At 73.8% G+C, this 17,643-nt stretch carries 15 protein-coding genes; 14 read left to right on the forward strand and 1 reads right to left on the reverse strand.

What is annotated here, in order from left to right:
* Nucleotides 1–9 precede the first annotated feature (9 nt).
* The 13 genes from rsmI to IF89_RS0130385 all read left to right on the forward strand — a co-directional run bounded on the left by rsmI (nt 10) and on the right by IF89_RS0130385 (nt 16,167).
* On the forward strand, nt 10–927 hold the full coding sequence (gene rsmI / locus IF89_RS0130325; protein WP_030774871.1) for a 16S rRNA (cytidine(1402)-2'-O)-methyltransferase: 918 nt from the start codon (nt 10–12) through the stop codon (nt 925–927).
* Between the two features lie 160 nt (nt 928–1,087).
* A complete protein-coding gene (locus tag IF89_RS38445) occupies nt 1,088–1,621 on the forward strand; it encodes a hypothetical protein (RefSeq protein WP_420706983.1) in 534 nt (177 codons plus the stop codon).
* 10 nt (nt 1,622–1,631) lie between these two features.
* Nucleotides 1,632–2,510 carry a TatD family hydrolase gene (locus tag IF89_RS0130335; RefSeq protein WP_030774873.1) on the forward strand — a complete coding sequence of 293 codons (879 nt, stop codon included), beginning with the start codon at nt 1,632–1,634 and terminating at the stop codon, nt 2,508–2,510.
* Nucleotides 2,511–2,868: 358 nt separating this feature from the next.
* Entirely contained in the window at nt 2,869–4,170 is a 1,302-nt protein-coding gene (locus IF89_RS0130340; protein ID WP_078628614.1) for a resuscitation-promoting factor, read from the forward strand.
* A gap of 100 nt (nt 4,171–4,270) precedes the next feature.
* Nucleotides 4,271–5,182, forward strand: coding sequence for a 16S rRNA (adenine(1518)-N(6)/adenine(1519)-N(6))-dimethyltransferase RsmA (gene rsmA / locus IF89_RS0130345; RefSeq protein ID WP_030774875.1), 912 nt, complete (start codon nt 4,271–4,273; stop codon nt 5,180–5,182).
* A gap of 17 nt (nt 5,183–5,199) precedes the next feature.
* Entirely contained in the window at nt 5,200–6,105 is a 906-nt protein-coding gene (locus IF89_RS0130350; protein WP_030774876.1) for a 4-(cytidine 5'-diphospho)-2-C-methyl-D-erythritol kinase, read from the forward strand.
* 108 nt (nt 6,106–6,213) lie between these two features.
* Complete coding sequence (locus IF89_RS0130355; RefSeq protein ID WP_030774877.1) at nt 6,214–7,554, forward strand: acyltransferase family protein; 1,341 nt, start codon at nt 6,214–6,216, stop codon at nt 7,552–7,554.
* A gap of 28 nt (nt 7,555–7,582) precedes the next feature.
* Nucleotides 7,583–9,385 (forward strand): ABC-F family ATP-binding cassette domain-containing protein, encoded by a 1,803-nt coding sequence (locus tag IF89_RS0130360; RefSeq protein WP_030774878.1) that lies wholly within the window; start codon nt 7,583–7,585, stop codon nt 9,383–9,385.
* Between the two features lie 153 nt (nt 9,386–9,538).
* Nucleotides 9,539–11,194, forward strand: coding sequence for a PQQ-binding-like beta-propeller repeat protein (locus IF89_RS0130365; RefSeq protein ID WP_030774879.1), 1,656 nt, complete (start codon nt 9,539–9,541; stop codon nt 11,192–11,194).
* Between the two features lie 43 nt (nt 11,195–11,237).
* The gene (locus IF89_RS0130370) at nt 11,238–12,971 is read left to right on the forward strand and encodes a PQQ-binding-like beta-propeller repeat protein (protein WP_030774880.1); all 1,734 of its coding nucleotides are present in this window, start codon (nt 11,238–11,240) and stop codon (nt 12,969–12,971) included.
* Nucleotides 12,972–13,098: 127 nt separating this feature from the next.
* On the forward strand, nt 13,099–13,791 hold the full coding sequence (locus tag IF89_RS0130375; RefSeq protein WP_030774881.1) for a response regulator transcription factor: 693 nt from the start codon (nt 13,099–13,101) through the stop codon (nt 13,789–13,791).
* A 135-nt stretch (nt 13,792–13,926) separates the two neighbouring features.
* Nucleotides 13,927–14,886 carry a UDP-glucose 4-epimerase GalE gene (gene galE, locus IF89_RS0130380; protein WP_030774882.1) on the forward strand — a complete coding sequence of 320 codons (960 nt, stop codon included), beginning with the start codon at nt 13,927–13,929 and terminating at the stop codon, nt 14,884–14,886.
* Nucleotides 14,887–15,399: 513 nt separating this feature from the next.
* Nucleotides 15,400–16,167, forward strand: a complete 768-nt coding sequence (locus IF89_RS0130385) for a LuxR C-terminal-related transcriptional regulator (protein WP_030774884.1) — start codon at nt 15,400–15,402, stop codon at nt 16,165–16,167.
* Here IF89_RS0130385 and IF89_RS49125 read toward each other — a convergent pair.
* Entirely contained in the window at nt 16,126–16,623 is a 498-nt protein-coding gene (locus tag IF89_RS49125) for a MarR family winged helix-turn-helix transcriptional regulator (RefSeq protein ID WP_030659599.1), read from the reverse strand. The genes IF89_RS0130385 and IF89_RS49125 overlap by 42 nt on opposite strands.
* A gap of 161 nt (nt 16,624–16,784) precedes the next feature.
* Between IF89_RS49125 and IF89_RS0130395 the strand changes: the two genes are divergently transcribed.
* Nucleotides 16,785–17,642, forward strand: coding sequence for a trans-aconitate 2-methyltransferase (locus IF89_RS0130395; protein WP_030774885.1), 858 nt, complete (start codon nt 16,785–16,787; stop codon nt 17,640–17,642).
* Nucleotide 17,643: the final 1 nt, after the last annotated feature.

Genomic DNA, 17,643 nt, shown 5'->3' on the forward strand with positions numbered 1-17,643 from the left:
GATGAGCGGGTGACGACTGACCAGCCCCACGGCACCGAACCCACCTCCCCGAGCGCCGCGAACGACGGCACGGCGGGCACGCTCGTCCTCGCCGGCACCCCGATCGGCGACCTCGCCGACGCCCCGCCGCGCCTGGCGGCGGAGCTGGAGCGGGCCGACGTCGTGGCCGCCGAGGACACCCGGAGGCTGCGCCGGCTGACCCAGGGGCTGGGCGTGCACACCACCGGGCGCGTCCTGTCGTACTTCGAGGGCAACGAGTCGGCCCGTACCCCTGAGCTCGTCGAGGCGCTGGCCGGCGGGGCGCGCGTCCTGCTGGTGACGGACGCCGGTATGCCGTCGGTCTCCGACCCCGGCTACCGGCTGGTCGCGGCCGCCGTGGAGAAGGACATCAGGGTCACCGCGGTGCCCGGCCCGTCGGCCGTGCTCACCGCGCTCGCGCTGTCCGGGCTGCCCGTGGACCGGTTCTGCTTCGAGGGCTTCCTGCCGCGCAAGGCCGGCGAGCGCCTCGGCCGGCTCCGCGAGGTCGAGGGCGAGCGGCGCACGCTCGTCTATTTCGAGGCTCCGCACCGGCTCGACGCCACCCTGGCGGCGATGGCCGAGGTCTTCGGCGCCGACCGGCGCGCCGCGGTCTGCCGCGAGCTGACCAAGACGTACGAGGAGGTCAAGCGCGGCGGGCTGGGCGAACTGGCCGCCTGGGCCGCGGAGGGCGTGCGCGGGGAGATCACCGTCGTGGTGGAGGGCGCCCCCGAGGCCGGCCCCGGCGACGTGGACGACGCGGAGCTGGTGCGCCGGGTGCGGGTGCGCGAGGAGGCGGGGGAGCGCCGCAAGGAGGCCATCGCGGCGGTCGCCGCCGAGGCCGGGGTACCCAAGCGCGACGTCTTCGATGCGGTCGTCGCGGCAAAGAACGCGGCACAGAAGGCGCCATGAGCCGGTAAAGAGCCGCCGTGGAGGGCAAAGCCCGGGACGCGTGTCGGGCCCTTCGGGAATGACTCGCCCAAAGGCCGTCCAACACTGGACAGGGCATGATGCGCTCCCGCCCGCGGAGGCGTCCACTGGCAGTGGCACCAGTGGAACCGGAGGAGCTGGCATGAGCGACACCGCACACACCGCACACACCGCAGCCGCCGCAGAGGGCGCAGGGACCCCGGCACCGGCCCGGGCTTCCGTACCCGCACGTCCCGCCGCTCCCGACGACGTGCAGACGGTGCACGAGGCGTACTCCTTCGCGTGCATGCGCTGCGGGTACGCATGGGAGCAGGCCTACCGGATCGAGCACCACGTCGACGGCCGAGGCGAGCCGTTCATCGTGTACACCGTCGACGGCGAGCGGGTGCCCTCCCCGCTGTCCGCCCCGACCTGCATGAACTGCGGCGGACACGTCGTACGGATCATGCGGGCGGGGCAGGTCTCCTCGGTGCTCGGCATGATCGACCACCTGTACCACCACCGCATCGCGCCCGGCATCGCCGGACCGGTACCGGCCGGGGCGGACGCCCCCCGCACCGCGAAGCCCCGCAGGGGCGCCGCGCACCACGACGCCCCCGGCCCCGTCGCCCTCACCCGGGCCGACAAGCACGGGGGCCTGCTCCCACGGCTCCTGGGGTTGTTCCGCCGGTCATAGGATCGGCTCCATGAGCCCTTCCTCCTCCAAGGACGCACCGCCGCCGCTGCCCGAACCCCTCCGGGTGGCGGTCGCGGACTCGCACACCCACCTGGACATGCAGTCGGGGACCGTGGAGGAGGGCCTGGCCAAGGCCGCCTCGGTCGGCGTGACCACCGTCGTCCAGGTCGGATGCGATGTGAAGGGCTCCCGCTGGGCCGCCGAGACCGCCGCCGCCCACGCCAACGTCCACGCCGCCGTCGCCCTGCACCCCAACGAAGCGCCCCGCATCGTCCACGGCGACCCCGACCACTGGTCCCGCCAGGGCCCCCGGGCCGGCGGCGGCGAGGCCGCGCTCGACGAGGCCCTCGCGGAGATCGAGGCGCTCGCCGCCCTCGACCACGTGAAAGCGGTCGGCGAGACGGGCCTGGACCACTTCCGCACCGGCCCGGAGGGCATGGCCGCGCAGGAGCGTTCCTTCCGCGCGCACATCGAGATCGCCAAGCGGCAGGGCAAGGCCCTCGTCATCCACGACCGCGACGCCCACGCCGACGTGCTGCGCGTACTGCGCGAGGAGGGCGCCCCCGAGCGGACCGTCTTCCACTGCTACTCCGGGGACGCCGACATGGCCCGCGAGTGCGCCGCCGCCGGCTACTACATGTCCTTCGCCGGAACCGTCACCTTCAAGAACGCCGCTCCGCTGCGCGAGGCGCTGGCGGTGGCCCCGCTGGAACTGGTCCTCGTCGAGACGGACGCCCCGTACCTCACCCCGGCGCCGTACCGCGGACGGCCCAACGCGCCGTACCTCATTCCGCTGACGGTCCGGGCGATGGCCGCGGTCCGCGGCATCGACGAGGACGCGATGGCCACGGCCCTGGCGGCCAACACGGCCCGGGCGTTCGGCTACTGACCGCCGCCCACCCGGCCGACACGTAGGGTAGTCGTACGACTTTGGTGCGTGACGACTCCTCCGCTAGGGTGCCGTGCCCCGACCAGCGGGTGCCGGACCACAGGGAGCGAGCGTCGTGAGCGAAACGCAGGGCAGTCACCGCCGAGGCGCTCCCGCCCCGGAGTCCTACGATGCCGGGCCGTCCACCTGGGACACCCAACCCGCCTTCCCGGTGCCCGCCCCGCGGGTCGAGGACCGGCGGGCCGGACGCCGCCGGCGTGCCGCGGACCCCGCCGCGCGGGCCGACGCCCCGGCACGGGAGGGCGATCGGCCCGGGCCGGCCGGTCCGGCGCCGGGGACGGGCCGCCGGCGCGCCCCCGTGCCGACCCCCACGATCGCCGACACCGCCGGCCGCCGGGCCCGCGGCCGTACCGCCGTCGAGGAGCCGCCGCCCGGCACCGGCCGGCGCCGCGGGCCCGCCGCGCCCGCCGCCGCGCCCGTATCCGCGCCCGCGGGGGCCGGACACGGCCGCCGCCGGGCCGCGGGACCGGTGCTCGTCGGCCCCGCCCCCGCCGCCGCCCCCGCCCCAGGCGTGAACTGGCGGCGGATCGTGCCGCAGGCCCTGGTCGTCGCCTTCCTCGCCGGCGGCACGACGGCCTTCGTCGCCACCGACAAATCGGTACGCCTCACCGTGGACGGGGTGCCCCGGGAACTGCACACCTTCGCCGGGGACGTGGAGGAACTGCTCGCCGCCGAGGGCCTCGACGTCGGCCCCCACGACGTCGTCGCCCCCGCCCCCGGCGAACCCCTCGACGACGGCGAGGAGGTGGTCCTCCGCTACGGCCGCCCCCTGAGACTGACCCTCGACGGGGAGGAGCGCCGGGTGTGGACCACCGCCCGCACCGTCGACGGCGCCCTGCGGCAGCTCGGCATCCGCGCCGAGGGCGCCTACCTCTCCGCCCCGCGCACCGCCCCCGTCCCGCGCGCCGGCCTGGCCCTCAGCGTCCGGACCGAGCGCAGCGTCACCTTCATGGCCGACGGCCGCGAACGCACCATCCGCACCAACGCGGCCACCGTGCAGGAGGCCCTGGACCAGGCCGGGATCACCCTCCGCGGCCAGGACACCACCTCGGTGCCGCCCACCGCCTTCCCGCGCGACGGCCAGACCGTCACCGTGCTCCGGATCACCGGCACCCGCGAGGTCCGCGAGGAGCGCATCCCCTTCGCGACCGAGCGGGTCAAGGACGCCGAGCTGTTCGCCGGGACGGAGGTCGTCGAGCGGGCCGGCCGGCCGGGCGCGCGCCGGGTCACCTACAGCCTGCGCACCGTCAACGGGGTCCGCCAGAGGCCCCGTGCCGTCGCCGACGAGGTCGTGCGCGAACCCGTCACCCAGCTGGTCAGGGTCGGCACCAGGCCGCTGCCGAGCTCCGTCTCCGGCGCGGACGGCCTCAACTGGGCGGCCCTCGCCCAGTGCGAGTCCGGCGGCCGCGCCTCCGTCACCGACGCGTCCGGGACGTACGGCGGCCTGTACCAGTTCGACGTCCGCACCTGGCAGGGCCTCGGCGGCAGCGGGCGCCCCCAGGACGCCCCCGCCGCGGAGCAGACCTACCGGGCGAAGAAGCTCTACGTACAGCGGGGCGCGAGCCCGTGGCCCCACTGCGGGCGCAGGCTCACCTCGTAGGCGGCCGCAGGGGCCCGCTGCCGCGGGCGCGTGCCCGTGGGCGGCGCCGGAGGTCCACGTCGTCGTCGGGACCGCCCGGCCGATCTGAGACGCTTTACCGGTGAGCACCGCAGAGCAGCAGCCCGATAACCCCGCGCCCAGCACCCCCGACGCCCTCCTCGGCCCCGCCGACGTACGGGAGCTGGCCGCCGTACTCGGCGTACGCCCGACGAAGCAGAAGGGGCAGAACTTCGTCATCGACGCCAACACGGTGCGCCGGATCGTGCGCACCGCCGAGGTCCGCCCGGACGACGTGGTCGTCGAGGTCGGCCCCGGCCTGGGCTCGCTGACGCTCGCGCTGCTGGAAGCCGCGGACCGGGTCGTCGCCGTCGAGATCGACGACATCCTGGCGGCCGCCCTGCCCGCCACCGTCGAGGCCCGCATGCCGGCGAAGAAGGACCGCTTCGCGCTGGTCCACTCCGACGCGATGCTCGTCACCGAGCTGCCCGGACCGGCGCCGACCGCGCTGGTCGCGAACCTGCCGTACAACGTGGCCGTGCCCGTCCTGCTGACCATGCTCGACCGCTTCCCGAGCATCGAGCGGACCCTCGTCATGGTGCAGGCGGAGGTCGCCGACCGGCTGGCTGCCGAGCCCGGCAACAAGGTCTACGGGGTGCCGTCCGTCAAGGCCAACTGGTACGCGCACGTGAAGCGGGCCGGAGCCATCGGCCGCAAGGTGTTCTGGCCCGCCCCCAACGTCGACTCCGGGCTCGTCTCGCTCGTACGCCGCACCGAGCCGATCAGGACCAGCGCGTCGAAGGAGGAGGTCTTCGCGGTCGTCGACGCGGCGTTCGCGCAGCGCCGCAAGACCCTGCGCGCCGCCCTCGCCGGCTGGGCCGGCTCGGCGGCCGGCGCGGAGGCCGCGCTGGTCGCCGCGGGAGTCTCCCCGCAGGCCCGCGGGGAGTCCCTGACGGTGGAGGAGTTCGCCGCGATCGCCGAGCACAAGCCCGCACAGGAGAGGCCCGCACTGTGAGCCCGCGCCGCGACAGCATGCGCACGACGCCCGTCACCGTACGGGTCCCCGCGAAGGTCAACGTCCAGCTGGCGGTGGGCGCGGCCCGCGCCGACGGCTTCCACGACCTGGCCAACGTCTTCCTCGCGGTCTCGCTGTTCGACGAGGTCACGGCAACCCCCGCCGACGCGCTGACGGTGACCTGCGAGGGCCCGGACGCCGACCAGGTCCCCCTGGACCGCACCAACCTGGCCGCGCGGGCCGCCGAGATCCTCGCCGCCCGCAACGGCCTCCCCCCGCTGGTCCACCTGCACATCGCCAAGAACATCCCCGTCGCGGGCGGCATGGCCGGCGGCAGCGCCGACGGCGCGGCGGCCCTCCTGGCCTGCGACACCCTGTGGGGCCTGGACACGCCGCGCGAGGAACTCCTCGACCTCTGCGCGGAACTCGGCAGCGACGTCCCCTTCAGCCTCGTCGGCGGCGCCGCGCTCGGCACCGGCCGCGGCGAGGTCCTCTCGCCGGTGGCCGCCGGTGCCTTCCACTGGGTGTTCGCGGTGGCCGACGGCGGCCTGTCCACGCCGGCGGTGTTCCGCGAGTTCGACCGCCTCACCGCCGACGTGGCGGTCCCCGAGCCGCAGGCCTCCCCGGCCCTCCTCGCCGCCCTCGCCTCCGGCGACCCGCAGGCCCTGGCCGCCACCCTCGCCAACGACCTCCAGCCGGCCGCCCTCTCGCTGCGCCCCTCGCTGCAAGCGACCCTGGACGCCGGTCTCGGCGCCGGCGCCCTGGCCGCCCTGGTATCCGGCTCGGGCCCCACGACCGCCTTCCTCGTCTCCGACGAGGAGGCCGCTGCCAAGGCCGCCGCCGCCCTCGAAGCCTCCGGCACCTGCCGCGCCACCCGGATCGCCTCCAGCCCCGCCCCGGGTGCCACGGTCCTGACGGCCTGACCCCCGGGTCCGGCGCCCGGCCCCGGGCCTTCCGGGGCCGGCTACTCAGGGCGCGGTTGAGTACCCGCACCCTGTCGGCGGGGCCCGGGCGGCGGACATCGTGGCTCCATGACAGCCACCGCACGCGCCCTGGCCGCCGCCACGCCCGCCGACCGCGACCGGTACGTCGACCTGTTGCGCGTCGCCTCGCTCGGCACCGTCATCGCCGGGCACTGGCTCATGGCCGCCGTCAGCGGGGACGGCATCGGGAACCTGCTCGCCCTCCTGCCCGCCCTGCAGGTGCTCACCTGGGCGCTGCAGATCATGCCCGTCTTCTTCTTCGTCGGCGGCTTCTCGCACGCCTTGTCCTACCGCTCCCTGGCCCGCCGCGGCGAAGGCCCTGTGTACGCCGCCTTCCTGCGGGCCCGGCTGCGCCGGCTGCTGCGGCCCACCCTGGCCTTCGTCCTGGTGTGGGCCGCCCTCGCGCTCGCCGTGCAGCTCGCCGGGCGCGGCGACGGCCCGCTCGGCGGCGCCGCCCTGCGGCTGGTGACCCAGCCGCTGTGGTTCATCGGGATCTACCTGGCCATGGTCGCGCTCACCCCGCCGCTGCTGAAGCTGCACGAACGCCACGGCTGGGCGGTGTTCGCCGCGCTCGCCGGCGCCGCCGCGCTGGTCGACGTACTGCGCTTCGCGCTCGGTGTCCCGTACGTGGAGTTCCTGAACTCCGCCCTCGTCTGGCTCGCCGTGCACCAGCTCGGCTTCCTGCGGGCCGACGGGCGCATCCGCCGGCCCGCGGTACTCGCCGCCGCCGGCCTCGCCGGAGCCGCGCTGCTGGTGGCCTGCGGCCCGTACCCGCTGTCCATGGTGGGAATGCCGGGCGAGAAGGTCTCCAACATGGCCCCGCCCACCCTGGCCCTGCTCTGCCACGGCCTGTGGCTCGTCGGCGCCGTGCAGCTTGCAGCCCGCCCCGCCGGGGCCTGGCTGGAGCGCCCCCGGGTGTGGCGGGCGGTCGTCGCCGCCAACGGGATCGCCATGACCGCGTTCCTCTGGCACCTCACCGCGATGCTCGCCGTGTACGCGGCCCAGCTCGCCCTCGGCATCGACCTGCCGGCGCCCGCCACCGCCGCCTGGTGGGCGCAGGTGCCCGTCCGGATCCTCGCCGCGGCCGCGCTGACCGGCGTGTTCGTCGCGCTGTTCCGCCGCTTCGAGGCCCCGGCACCGGCCCCGGTGCCCTCCCCGGCCGGCCGTCCGGCCCCCGCCTCGGGGCCCTGCGCCGCCGCCGGCACCACCCTGTGCCTGCTCGGAGTCCTCGGCCTGTCGATGACCGGCCTCGGCGGCCTGCTCGACGGCCGCACCGCCACGCTCATCGCCTTCCCCGTGACCGCACCGGCCGCGATCGGCATGGCGTGGGCGGGCGCCTGGCTGGTGGAACGATCCGCCCCGGCCCGGAGGGTTAGGCTGAGGGGCTGATCCACACCCCTTCCCTGGAGCGCGTCTGATGGCCGTCAATCTGGTCAATGTCGAGGCAGTCAGCAAGGTGTACGGCACACGTACCCTGCTGGACGGTATCTCCCTCGGCGTGTCCGAGGGGGACCGGATCGGCGTCGTCGGCCGCAACGGCGACGGCAAGACCACCCTGATCCGGATGCTCGCCAAACTGGAGGAGCCCGACAGCGGCCGCGTCACGCAGTCCGGCGGCCTGCGCATGGGCGTCCTCACCCAGCACGACTCCCTGGACCCCGCCGCGACCATCCGCCGCGAGATCATCGGCGACATGGCCGACCACGAGTGGGCCGGCAACGCCAAGATCCGCGACGTCCTCACCGGACTCTTCGGCGGCCTGGACCTGCCCGGTTTCAACCAGGGCCTCGACACCGTCATCGGCCCGCTCTCCGGCGGCGAGCGCCGCCGCATCGCCCTCGCCCAGCTGCTCATCGCCGACCAGGACCTCCTCGTCCTCGACGAGCCCACCAACCACCTCGACGTCGAGGGCATCTCCTGGCTGGCAGCCCACCTCCGGACGCGCCGCTCCGCCCTCGTCTGCGTCACCCACGACCGCTGGTTCCTCGACCAGGTCTGCACCCGCATGTGGGACGTGCAGCGCGGCGACGTCTTCGAGTACGAGGGCGGCTACAGCGACTACGTCTTCGCCCGCGCCGAGCGCGAGCGCATCGCCGCCACCGAAGAGACCAAGCGGCAGAACCTGATGCGCAAGGAGCTGGCCTGGCTGCGCCGCGGCGCCCCCGCCCGCACCTCCAAGCCGCGCTACCGCATCGAGGCCGCCAACGAGCTCATCGCCGACGTCCCGCCGCCGCGCGACAAGTCCGAGCTGATGCGCTTCGCCAACGCCCGCCTCGGCAAGACCGTCTTCGACCTTGAGGACGTCACCGTCCAGGCCGGCCCCAAGACCCTCCTCAAGCACCTCACGTGGCACCTCGGCCCCGGCGACCGCGTCGGCCTCGTCGGCGTCAACGGCGCCGGCAAGACCTCCCTGCTGCGCGCCCTCGCCGAGGCCGCCCGCACCCAGGGCGACGCGCAGCCCGCCGCGGGCCGGGTCATCGTCGGCAAGACCGTCAAACTGGCCTACCTCTCCCAGGAGGTGGGCGAACTCGACCCGTCCCTGCGGGTCCTGGAAGCCGTCCAGCGCGTCCGCGACCGTGTCGACCTCGGCAAGGGCCGCGAGATGACGGCGGGCCAGCTGTGCGAGCAGTTCGGCTTCACCAAGGAGAAGCAGTGGACGCCGGTCGGCGACCTCTCCGGCGGCGAACGCCGCCGCCTGCAGATCCTGCGCCTGCTGATGGACGAGCCGAACGTCCTCTTCCTCGACGAGCCCACCAACGACCTCGACATCGAGACCCTGACCCAGCTGGAGGACCTCCTCGACGGCTGGCCCGGCTCGATGATCGTCATCTCCCACGACCGGTTCTTCATCGAGCGCACCACCGACACCGTGATGGCGCTGCTCGGCGACGCGAGCCTGCGGATGCTGCCGCGCGGCCTGGACGAGTACCTGGAGCGCCGCCAGAAGATGATCGAGGCGGCCGCCCCGGCGCCGGCGCCGGCCGCCGCCGCGGCGAAGTCCACCGCGTCGGGGGACTCGCGCGCCGCGAAGAAGGAGCTCCAGAAGATCGAGCGGCAGCTCAACAAGCTGGCCGACCGCGAGGGCAACCTGCACGCCCAGATCGCCGAACACTCCACCGACTACGACAAGGTGGCCAAGCTCGACGCGGAGCTGCGCGAACTGCTGGCCGACCGCGACGACTTGGAGATGCGGTGGCTGGAGCTGGCCGAGGAGGCATAGATTCCGCCGGTCTGCGGGACCAACTGACCGGATAACGACGGCATCACGGGCCGGTCCTCCCTTGGGAACAGGGGGTGGACCGGTCCGTTGTATGCCTGGCGTCAGTGATAGAAAGGTCATTCTCCCCGACCCGCCGAAGCCGAAAGTGCGCTGATGACCGAGCCGCCCCAGCCGCCGAACCAGCCGCCGACACCTTCCGGTTACGGACACCTGCCCGGCCCTCCGCAGCAGGGCTACGGGTATCCGCAACAGGGCGAGAACCCGTACGCGCAGCAGCCGCCGTACGGGCAGCAACAGCAGCCGCCGCACGCGCAGCAGCCGCCGTACCCGCAGCAGCCGGCCACTGTCCCGGCGTATCCGGCCCACGGGCTGCAGCCGCCCGCGCCCGGCGCGTCCGGCATGCCGCCGAAGAAGAAGCGGGCGCTGATCGTCGCCGCCTCGGTCGCCGCCGTGCTCGTCCTCGGCGGTGTCGGCTACGCCGTGCTGGGCGGTGGCGACGAGGGCCCCCAGCAGCCCGTGGCCCAGGAGTCCGGCGACGCCGAGCCCTCCGGCTCCCCGTCCGTGGACCAGGGCGACGGCAGCGGCCCCGGCGGCAACCAGCAGACCGACCTCAACGCCGGCCGCAAGCAGGGCGAGGACAAGGTCCTCTGGCTCAAGACCACCAAGATCGACGGCCCCGGTGCCGGCGTCTCCACCAAGGGCCAGTGGGTCGTGGGCGACACCGTGGCCAAGACCGTCGGCAAGACGATCAAGGGGTATGCGGTCGCCGACGGCAAAGAGAAGTGGACGATCACCTTCCCCGCGGACATCTGCGGCGTGACCCGGCGGACCACCGACGACGGCAAGACCGTGGTCCTGTACGCCGACAGCACCTCGGAGACCGCCAACTGCAACCAGATCCGGATGGTCGACCTCAAGGCGGGGAAGGAGGGCTGGTCCAAGGAGGTGGCCAAGGAGAGCGCCTTCGACATGTTCATCGACCCGAGCCTGGCCATGACCGGGGACGTCGTCACCGTCAACCGCCTCACCCGCGCCACCGCCTTCAAAATCAGCACCGGTGAGAAGCTCTTCGGCAGCCCCTCCGAAGGCTGCGTGCCCGGCGCCTACGCCGCCGGCAGCGGCAAGCTCATCGGCGTCGCCACCTGCAACGACGCCGACATGACCGTCGAGGTCCAGGACGCCGACCCGGCCACCGGCAAGAAGACCTGGACCTACCGCCTGCCCAAGGGCTGGAAGGTCTCCCGCGTCTACGGGCTCGACCCGATCGTCCTGCACCTGACCAACGCGACCACCAAGGAGAGCTCCGTCGTGGTCCTCGGACCCGACGGCAAGCAGCGCACCACCCTCTCCGCCGAGGGCACGTTCTCCACCGAGTGCGGCATCAGCCACGACGACAGCCTCCAGGGCTGCGCCACCGCCGTCGTCGACGCGAACACCCTCTACCTGCCGACCAAGGCCGACATCGGCAAGGCCAACGAGATCGTCGCCTTCGACCTGACCACCGGCAAGGCCAAGTGGCGCGTGCCGGCGGGCGAAGGACGCACCCTCGAACCGCTCAAGGCCGCGAACGGGCAACTGATCGCCTACCGCACGGCCGAGCCCCGCCAGGGCGGCGAGGTCCTCTCCGTCCCCGCCGACGGCAGCACCCCCACCGCGCTCCTGCGCCACCCCTCGGGCCTCTCCGCGCCGATCGAGAGCTCCTTCTACTCCCCGCAGGTCGACTACGCGGACGGGCGCTTCTTCATCTCCACGTCCCGCCTGCTCGCCCAGGACAAGGACGAGAAGCTCCTGATGGTCTTCGGCAAGTGACATCCCCGGCAACGAGCCGCCCAGCGAGAGGCAACAGCAACCGATGAGCACCCCGCCGCCCCCCAGCCAGCCGCCGTCCGGCGGCTTCGGAGCGCCGCAGGATCCCCCGCCGGGCGGGTTCGGAGCCCCCCCGCCGCCCGCCGGACCCCCCGAGCAGCCCGCCGGGCCGCCCTCGGCACCGCCCGGCCCGCCCGCGGCCGCCCCGCAGCCCCCGGCCGGTTCGCCCGCGTACGGCTACCCGCAGGCCGACCCCGGCTACGGCTACCCGCAGCAGCCCCCCGCGCCCTCCCCCTACGGTGCGCCCGCGCCCCCCGCCCAGCCCCCGGCCGGCGGTGGCGGCGGCGACAAGCGCACCCAGCTGATGATCGTCGGCGCGGCCCTCCTGGCCATCGTCCTGATCGTCGGCGGCGGCCTCTGGTACACCTCCGGCGACAGCGGCGGCTCCACGACCACCGCCCAGGGCGACCCCAGCGCCTCCCCGGGCGGCGACAAGAACCAGCCCTCCACCCCCGGCACCGAGAAGGTCCCCGGAAACCCCAAGTCGAAGACGCTTCTCAACCAGCCGGCCCCCACCGTCGCCGACCTGGTCTCCGTCAACGGCTCCTGGCTGACCGACACCACCTACGTCAAGTCCGACGTCTCGAAGATCGTCGGCTACAACCTCGTCGACGGCGGCAAGAAGTGGGAGATCCCCCTCGCGGGCGAGATCTGCGGCGCCACCCACCACGTCAGCGAGAACAAGACCGCCGTCCTCTTCCGGCCCGCCCAGCCCACGCCCGAGAACAAGTACCCGCCGTGCACCGAGGTCGGCGTCATCGACCTGGAGGCCGGGAAGCTCGCCTGGTCCGGCAACGTCAAGAGCGCCAACGGCGGCGACAAGCCCGTCCACTTCTCCGAGGTCACCGTCAGCGGCAAGACCGTCGCCGCAGCCGGCGTCTCCGGCGGCGGCGCCGCCTGGAACCTGGCCGACGGCAAGAACCTGTGGCAGCCCAAGGTCGACGGCGAGAGCTGCCGCGACACCGGCTACGCCGGCGGTGAGGCCCTCGCCGTCATCCGCAAGTGCGGCCAGCACCCCAACTACACGCTGAACGCGCAGCTCCTCGACCCCGCCACCGGCGCGCCCACCGCCTCGTACAAGCTCTCCCAGGGCATCGAGTACGCCCACATCGTCTCCACCAAGCCGTTCGTCGTCGCCGCCGACGTCGGCGACAACGCCAAGGGCGGCAAGGGCGTCAGCGACCTGTTCGTCGTCGACCCCAAGGGCGAGCTGAAGGCGCGCATCCCGCTCGCCGCGGGCAGCTTCGCCGCCAAGTGCGCCTCCACCGACGTCGAGAAGTGCTCGCACATGGTCGTCGGCAACGGCAAGATCTACGTGCCGTCCGCGGAGCACCAGGGCCAGTCCCCGACCGGCCGCACCAACGAGCTGCTCTCCTTCGACCTGGAGACCGGCAAGCAGACCACCGACCGCGCCGACGCGGGCGAGCGGTACACCATGTACCCGCTGCGCATGGACGGATCGAACATCATCGCCTACAAGATCCCCCCGTACGACAAGGGCGGCCAGATCGTCAGCATCGACGGCAGGACGATGAAGGAGACCCTCCTCATGGAGAACCCGGCCGACAAGGACATCCGGCGCGCCGAGACCTCCTTCTCGCCCGAGTTCTCCTCCGAACTGCGCTACCGCAACGGCAAGCTCTTCATGTCCAAGCAGAACGTCAGCAAGCCCTACTCCAGCGACCCGGAGTACCTCTTCGTCTCGTTCACCGCGAGCTGAGCGCACTGCGCCGCCCGAAGCCCCCGAACGGTCCGTACCGATCGGGGGCTTCTGCGCGGTATCCCCCGCGCGCCGTCGAACAAGCGTGTAGCTTGCCGGGGCAGAAGGGTGGGGGGTGGGTTCCTCAATGGGCGTACGGGTCGTGGTGGTCGACGACCACCGGCTGCTGGCCGAGGCGCTGGCCTCTGCCCTGAAACTGCGCGGCCACCGGGTCCTGGCGGCCGCGGCCCCGGCGGCCGGCGCCGCCGAACTGGTCATCGGCCGAGCCCCGGAGGTCTGCCTCCTCGGCACCGCCCACCCCGCCGAGCCCGGCGCCTTCGAGCCCGTCGTCCGCATCAAGCGGGAGCGCCCGCAGATCGCCGTGGTCGTCCTCGGCCCGGTGCCCAGCCCGCGGGGGATCGCCGCCGCGTTCGCCGCCGGCGCCTGCGGCTACGTACGCCAGGACGAGCGCATCGAAGGAGTGGAGCGGGCGCTGGCCAAAGCCCGGGCCGGAGAGGTGGCGATCGCCCCGCAACTGCTCCAAGGGGCCTTCGCGGAACTGCTCAACCCCGCCGCCCAGCCCGACGACGAGGGCAGCCGGCTCCTGAGGCTGCTCACCCCGCGCGAGGTGGAGGTGCTGGTGCGGGTCGCCGAGGGAGAGGACACCCGGCTGATCGCCGCCGGCATGGCCATCGCCCCGAGCACCGCCCGTACGCACGTCCAGCGGGTCCTGATGAAACTGGGCGTGGGATCACGGCTGGAGGCGGCCGCGCTCGCGGCCCGCACGGGCCTGCTGGACCGCGCCCTGCCGGGCCCGGCGTCCACCGCGCCGCTCGGCTGAGCCGGCGGCCGCCGGCGGCCGCGGCCCTGCGCCGATGCCCCGCCGATTTCCCCCACGGGTGCCGCATCGGGTAAGCCAGTGCCCAAGCACGCGCAACCCGCACGCGCGTGGTCCCCCGCGAGAGGCAGTAAGCGAGTGAGCAAGTACCTGGTAACCGGTGGCGCCGGATACGTCGGCAGTGTGGTCGCGGCCCACCTCCTGGAGGCCGGCCACGAGGTCACCGTCCTCGACGACCTCAGCACCGGCTTCCGCGTCGGGGTCCCGGCGGGCGCGACGTTCGTCGAGGGCCGCATCCAGGACGCCGCGCAGTACGTGGACCCCTCCTTCGACGCGGTGCTGCACTTCGCGGCCTCCTCGCAGGTCGGCGAGTCCGTGGTGAACCCGGGCAAGTACTGGGAGAACAACGTCGGCGGCACCCTGGCCCTCCTGGCCGCCATGCGGGGGGCGGGTGTCCGCCGGCTCGTCTTCTCCTCCACCGCCGCCACCTACGGCGAGCCCACCGAGGGACTGCTCACCGAGGCCTCGGTGACCGCCCCCACCAACCCGTACGGCGCCTCCAAGCTCGCCGTCGACCACATGATCGCGGGGGAGTGCGCGGCCCACGGCCTGGCCGCGGTGTCCCTGCGCTACTTCAACGTGGCCGGCGCGTACGGCGCGTACGGCGAGCGGCACAGCCCCGAGACGCACCTGATCCCGCTCGTGCTGCAGGTCGCCCTCGGGGAGCGGGAGTCCATCTCGGTGTTCGGCGAGGACTACCCGACCCCGGACGGCACCTGCGTGCGCGACTACATCCACGTGGCCGACCTGGCGGAGGCCCACCTCGCCGCCCTCCGGGCCGCCACCGCCGGCGAGCACCTGATCTGCAACCTGGGCAACGGCAGCGGCTTCTCGGTCCGCGAGGTCATCGAGACCGTCCGCAAGGTCACCGGCCGGGAGATCCCCGAGGTCGTCGCCCCGCGCCGGGCCGGCGACCCGGCGATGCTCGTCGCCTCCGCCCGCACCGCCCACGAGCGCCTCGGCTGGACCCCGAACCGCTCGGACCTCACCGGCATCATCCAGGACGCCTGGGACTTCGCCCGCACCCACGCTGCCTGACCGGGGCTTCTTCGCCCGGGCAGCGGTTCCCTCGGGCCTCGGGCGGATGCGATCCGAGCCGCGCCTCGGGTGCGCGGCTCGTGCGGCAGGCGCCAGGGTGGGGCGTGCGCGCTGGGGCCGTGCGCCGCGGCCGGGCGCTGTGCGCGGGCGCCCGGCGTGCGCGCGCCGGGTGAAACACCCCCCGTGCAACTGCCCGGGGCACGCGCCTGCGCCGAGGCCGCACCGCCTCGCCGGGCCCGGCGGTTTCCGGCCACGGCCAGGTCCGTTCGGGGCGCGTGCTCCGCACAATCCCGGGGAAAACTTCTGCTATTCGGCCAACCGCGAGCCGCACCCGCCCCTACGCTGATGCGTGACACCGGTGGGGGCCGGTGTTGATTCAGGGGTCGAGACACGTCGGGTACGGCGTCCGGTCCGGGGTAGTGCACGTATGTCTCGGCGGCGGCCGGGGCCTGCGGATCACCCGGTCCCGGCGCCGTACCCGCCGCCGTCCGTTCCCCTACCCTTGGGGGTTTTGTGGTTCGTATCCGGGTTCTCGTCGTCGACGATCACCGCATCTTCGCCGAATCGCTCGCAGCCGCGCTCACGGCCGAGCCGGACGTGGACGTGTCCGCGGCCGGCAGCGGCCCCGCCGCGCTGCGCTGCCTCGAACGCGCGGCGGCCGAGGGCCGCCGCTTCGACGTCCTGCTGGTCGACGCCGACCTCGGCGCAGCTCCCGGGACGGTGCCCGCCCAGCGGGAGCCGGCGACCGGGCCCCCGCCGCCCGGCGCGGACGGCATCGCGCTCGTGGCCGGGGTGCGGGCGGCCCACCCCGGCGTCCGTACGGTCGTCCTGGCCGAGCGGGACGACCCGCGCCGGGCGGCCCTCGCACTCCAGGCGGGCGCTTCGGGCTGGGTGGCCAAGGACTGCTCGCTGTCGCGCCTGCTGGCCGTCGTCCGCGGAGTGCTGCGGGAGGAGACCCACCTGCCGCCCGCGCTGCTCACCGGGGTCCTGCGCGAACTGACGGCGGCGCGCAAGCACCGTACGGACAGCGAACGGCTCGTGGAGTCCCTCACCCCGCGCGAACACGAGGTGCTGCGCTGCATGGTGGCGGGGCTGGGCCGCAAGGACGTGGCAGCCCGGCTGTTCCTGTCCCCGCACACGGTCCGCACCCACATGCAGAACGTCCTGGGCAAGCTCGGGGTGCACTCCACCCTGGCGGCGGTCGCGCTGGCCCGCCGGGCGGGCGTACGACCGGCCGACCTAGCCGGGGATGTTGTCGAACGGAGCGGTCAACTGGCGTAGCAGCCCGGCGAGGTCACCGCGCTGGCTCTGCGAGAGCTGGGCCAGGATCGCCCGCTCCTGGGCCAGCAGCCCGGCGAGGGCCTGGTCGGCGCGGTCCCGGCCCTCGGGGGTGAGCCGCACGAGGACCCCCCGGCGGTCGCTGGGGTCGGGAAGCCGCTCGACGAGGCCCTTCTTGGCGAGCCGGTCGATGCGGTTGGTCATGGTGCCGGAGGTCACGAGGGTCTGCGTCAGCAGCTGGCCCGGGGAGAGCTGGTAGGGGGCGCCGGCGCGGCGCAGCGACGTCAGGACGTCGAACTCCCAGGGCTCCAGGCCGTGCTCGGAGAAGGCCAGCCGGCGGGCTCGGTCGAGGTGGCGCGCGAGCCTGCTGACGCGGCTCAGCACCTCGAGCGGTTCCACGTCGAGGTCAGGGCGCTCCCGCCGCCATGCCGCCACCAGTCGGTCGACCTCGTCCTCCATGCCGATCAGTGTAAGGGGTCTGTCGATGTGAAGTCTCTTCATCCCGAGTATCTTGAGAACAAGTATCTTGACATCGAGATATAAATGCAGTGAGCATGGGGCATGGAGGGGGCCGGAACGGCTTCCGCTTCCGATCGCCCCGCCAGCAGGGAGGCTCGAACATGTATTCCGATACCGGGCACGCAGGCACCCCCACGTCCACCGCGCCCTCCGCACCCACCTGGGATCCCCAGCAGTACCTCCGGCACGCGGGCCACCGCACACGGCCCTTCCTGGACCTGCTCACCCGCATACCCGAACTGCCCACCCGCCCCGCCCGCATCGCCGACCTCGGCTGCGGCCCCGGCAATGTCACCGAACTCCTCGCCACCCGCTGGCCCGAAGCCGCCATCACCGGCTTCGACCTCTCCCCGGAGATGCTCCAGCGCGCCACCGAGCAGTACGCCGGCCCCACCGCCGGCGGCGGCAGCCTCGACTTCCGTCACGGCGACATCGCGGGCTGGCTCCCCGAAGAGCCCTACGACCTGATCGTCTCCAACGCCGCCCTCCAGTGGGTCCCCGGCCACCCCGGCTCCTTCGGCGCCTGGATCAACGGACTGCGCCCCGGCGGCACCTTCGCCTTCCAGATCCCCGGCAACTTCACCGCCCCCAGCCACGCCCTGCTCGCCGAGCAGTGCGACACCCCGCGCTGGCGCGGCCGGCTCGCCGGACACGGCGCCCGCTACATCCACCTCCTGGAACCCGCCGAATACCTTGCCCGGTTCACCGCCCTCGGCTGCGCCGCGGACGTCTGGGAGACCACCTACCACCAGCTCCTCCACGGCCCCGACCCCGTACTCGACTGGGTCAAGGGCACCGCCCTGCGGCCCGTCCTCACCGCCCTCGGCGACGACCGCGAAGCCGTCGACGCCTTTCTCACCGAATACCGCGACCGGCTCCGCGCGGCCTACCCGAGCGGGCCGCGCGGAACCGTCTTCCCCTTCCGCAGGATCTTCGCCGTGGCCCGCAAGGAGGCCTGAG

The sequence above is a fragment of the Streptomyces sp. NRRL F-2664 genome (assembly GCF_000719345.1).
Taxonomy (GTDB): Bacteria; Actinomycetota; Actinomycetes; order Streptomycetales; family Streptomycetaceae; genus Streptomyces.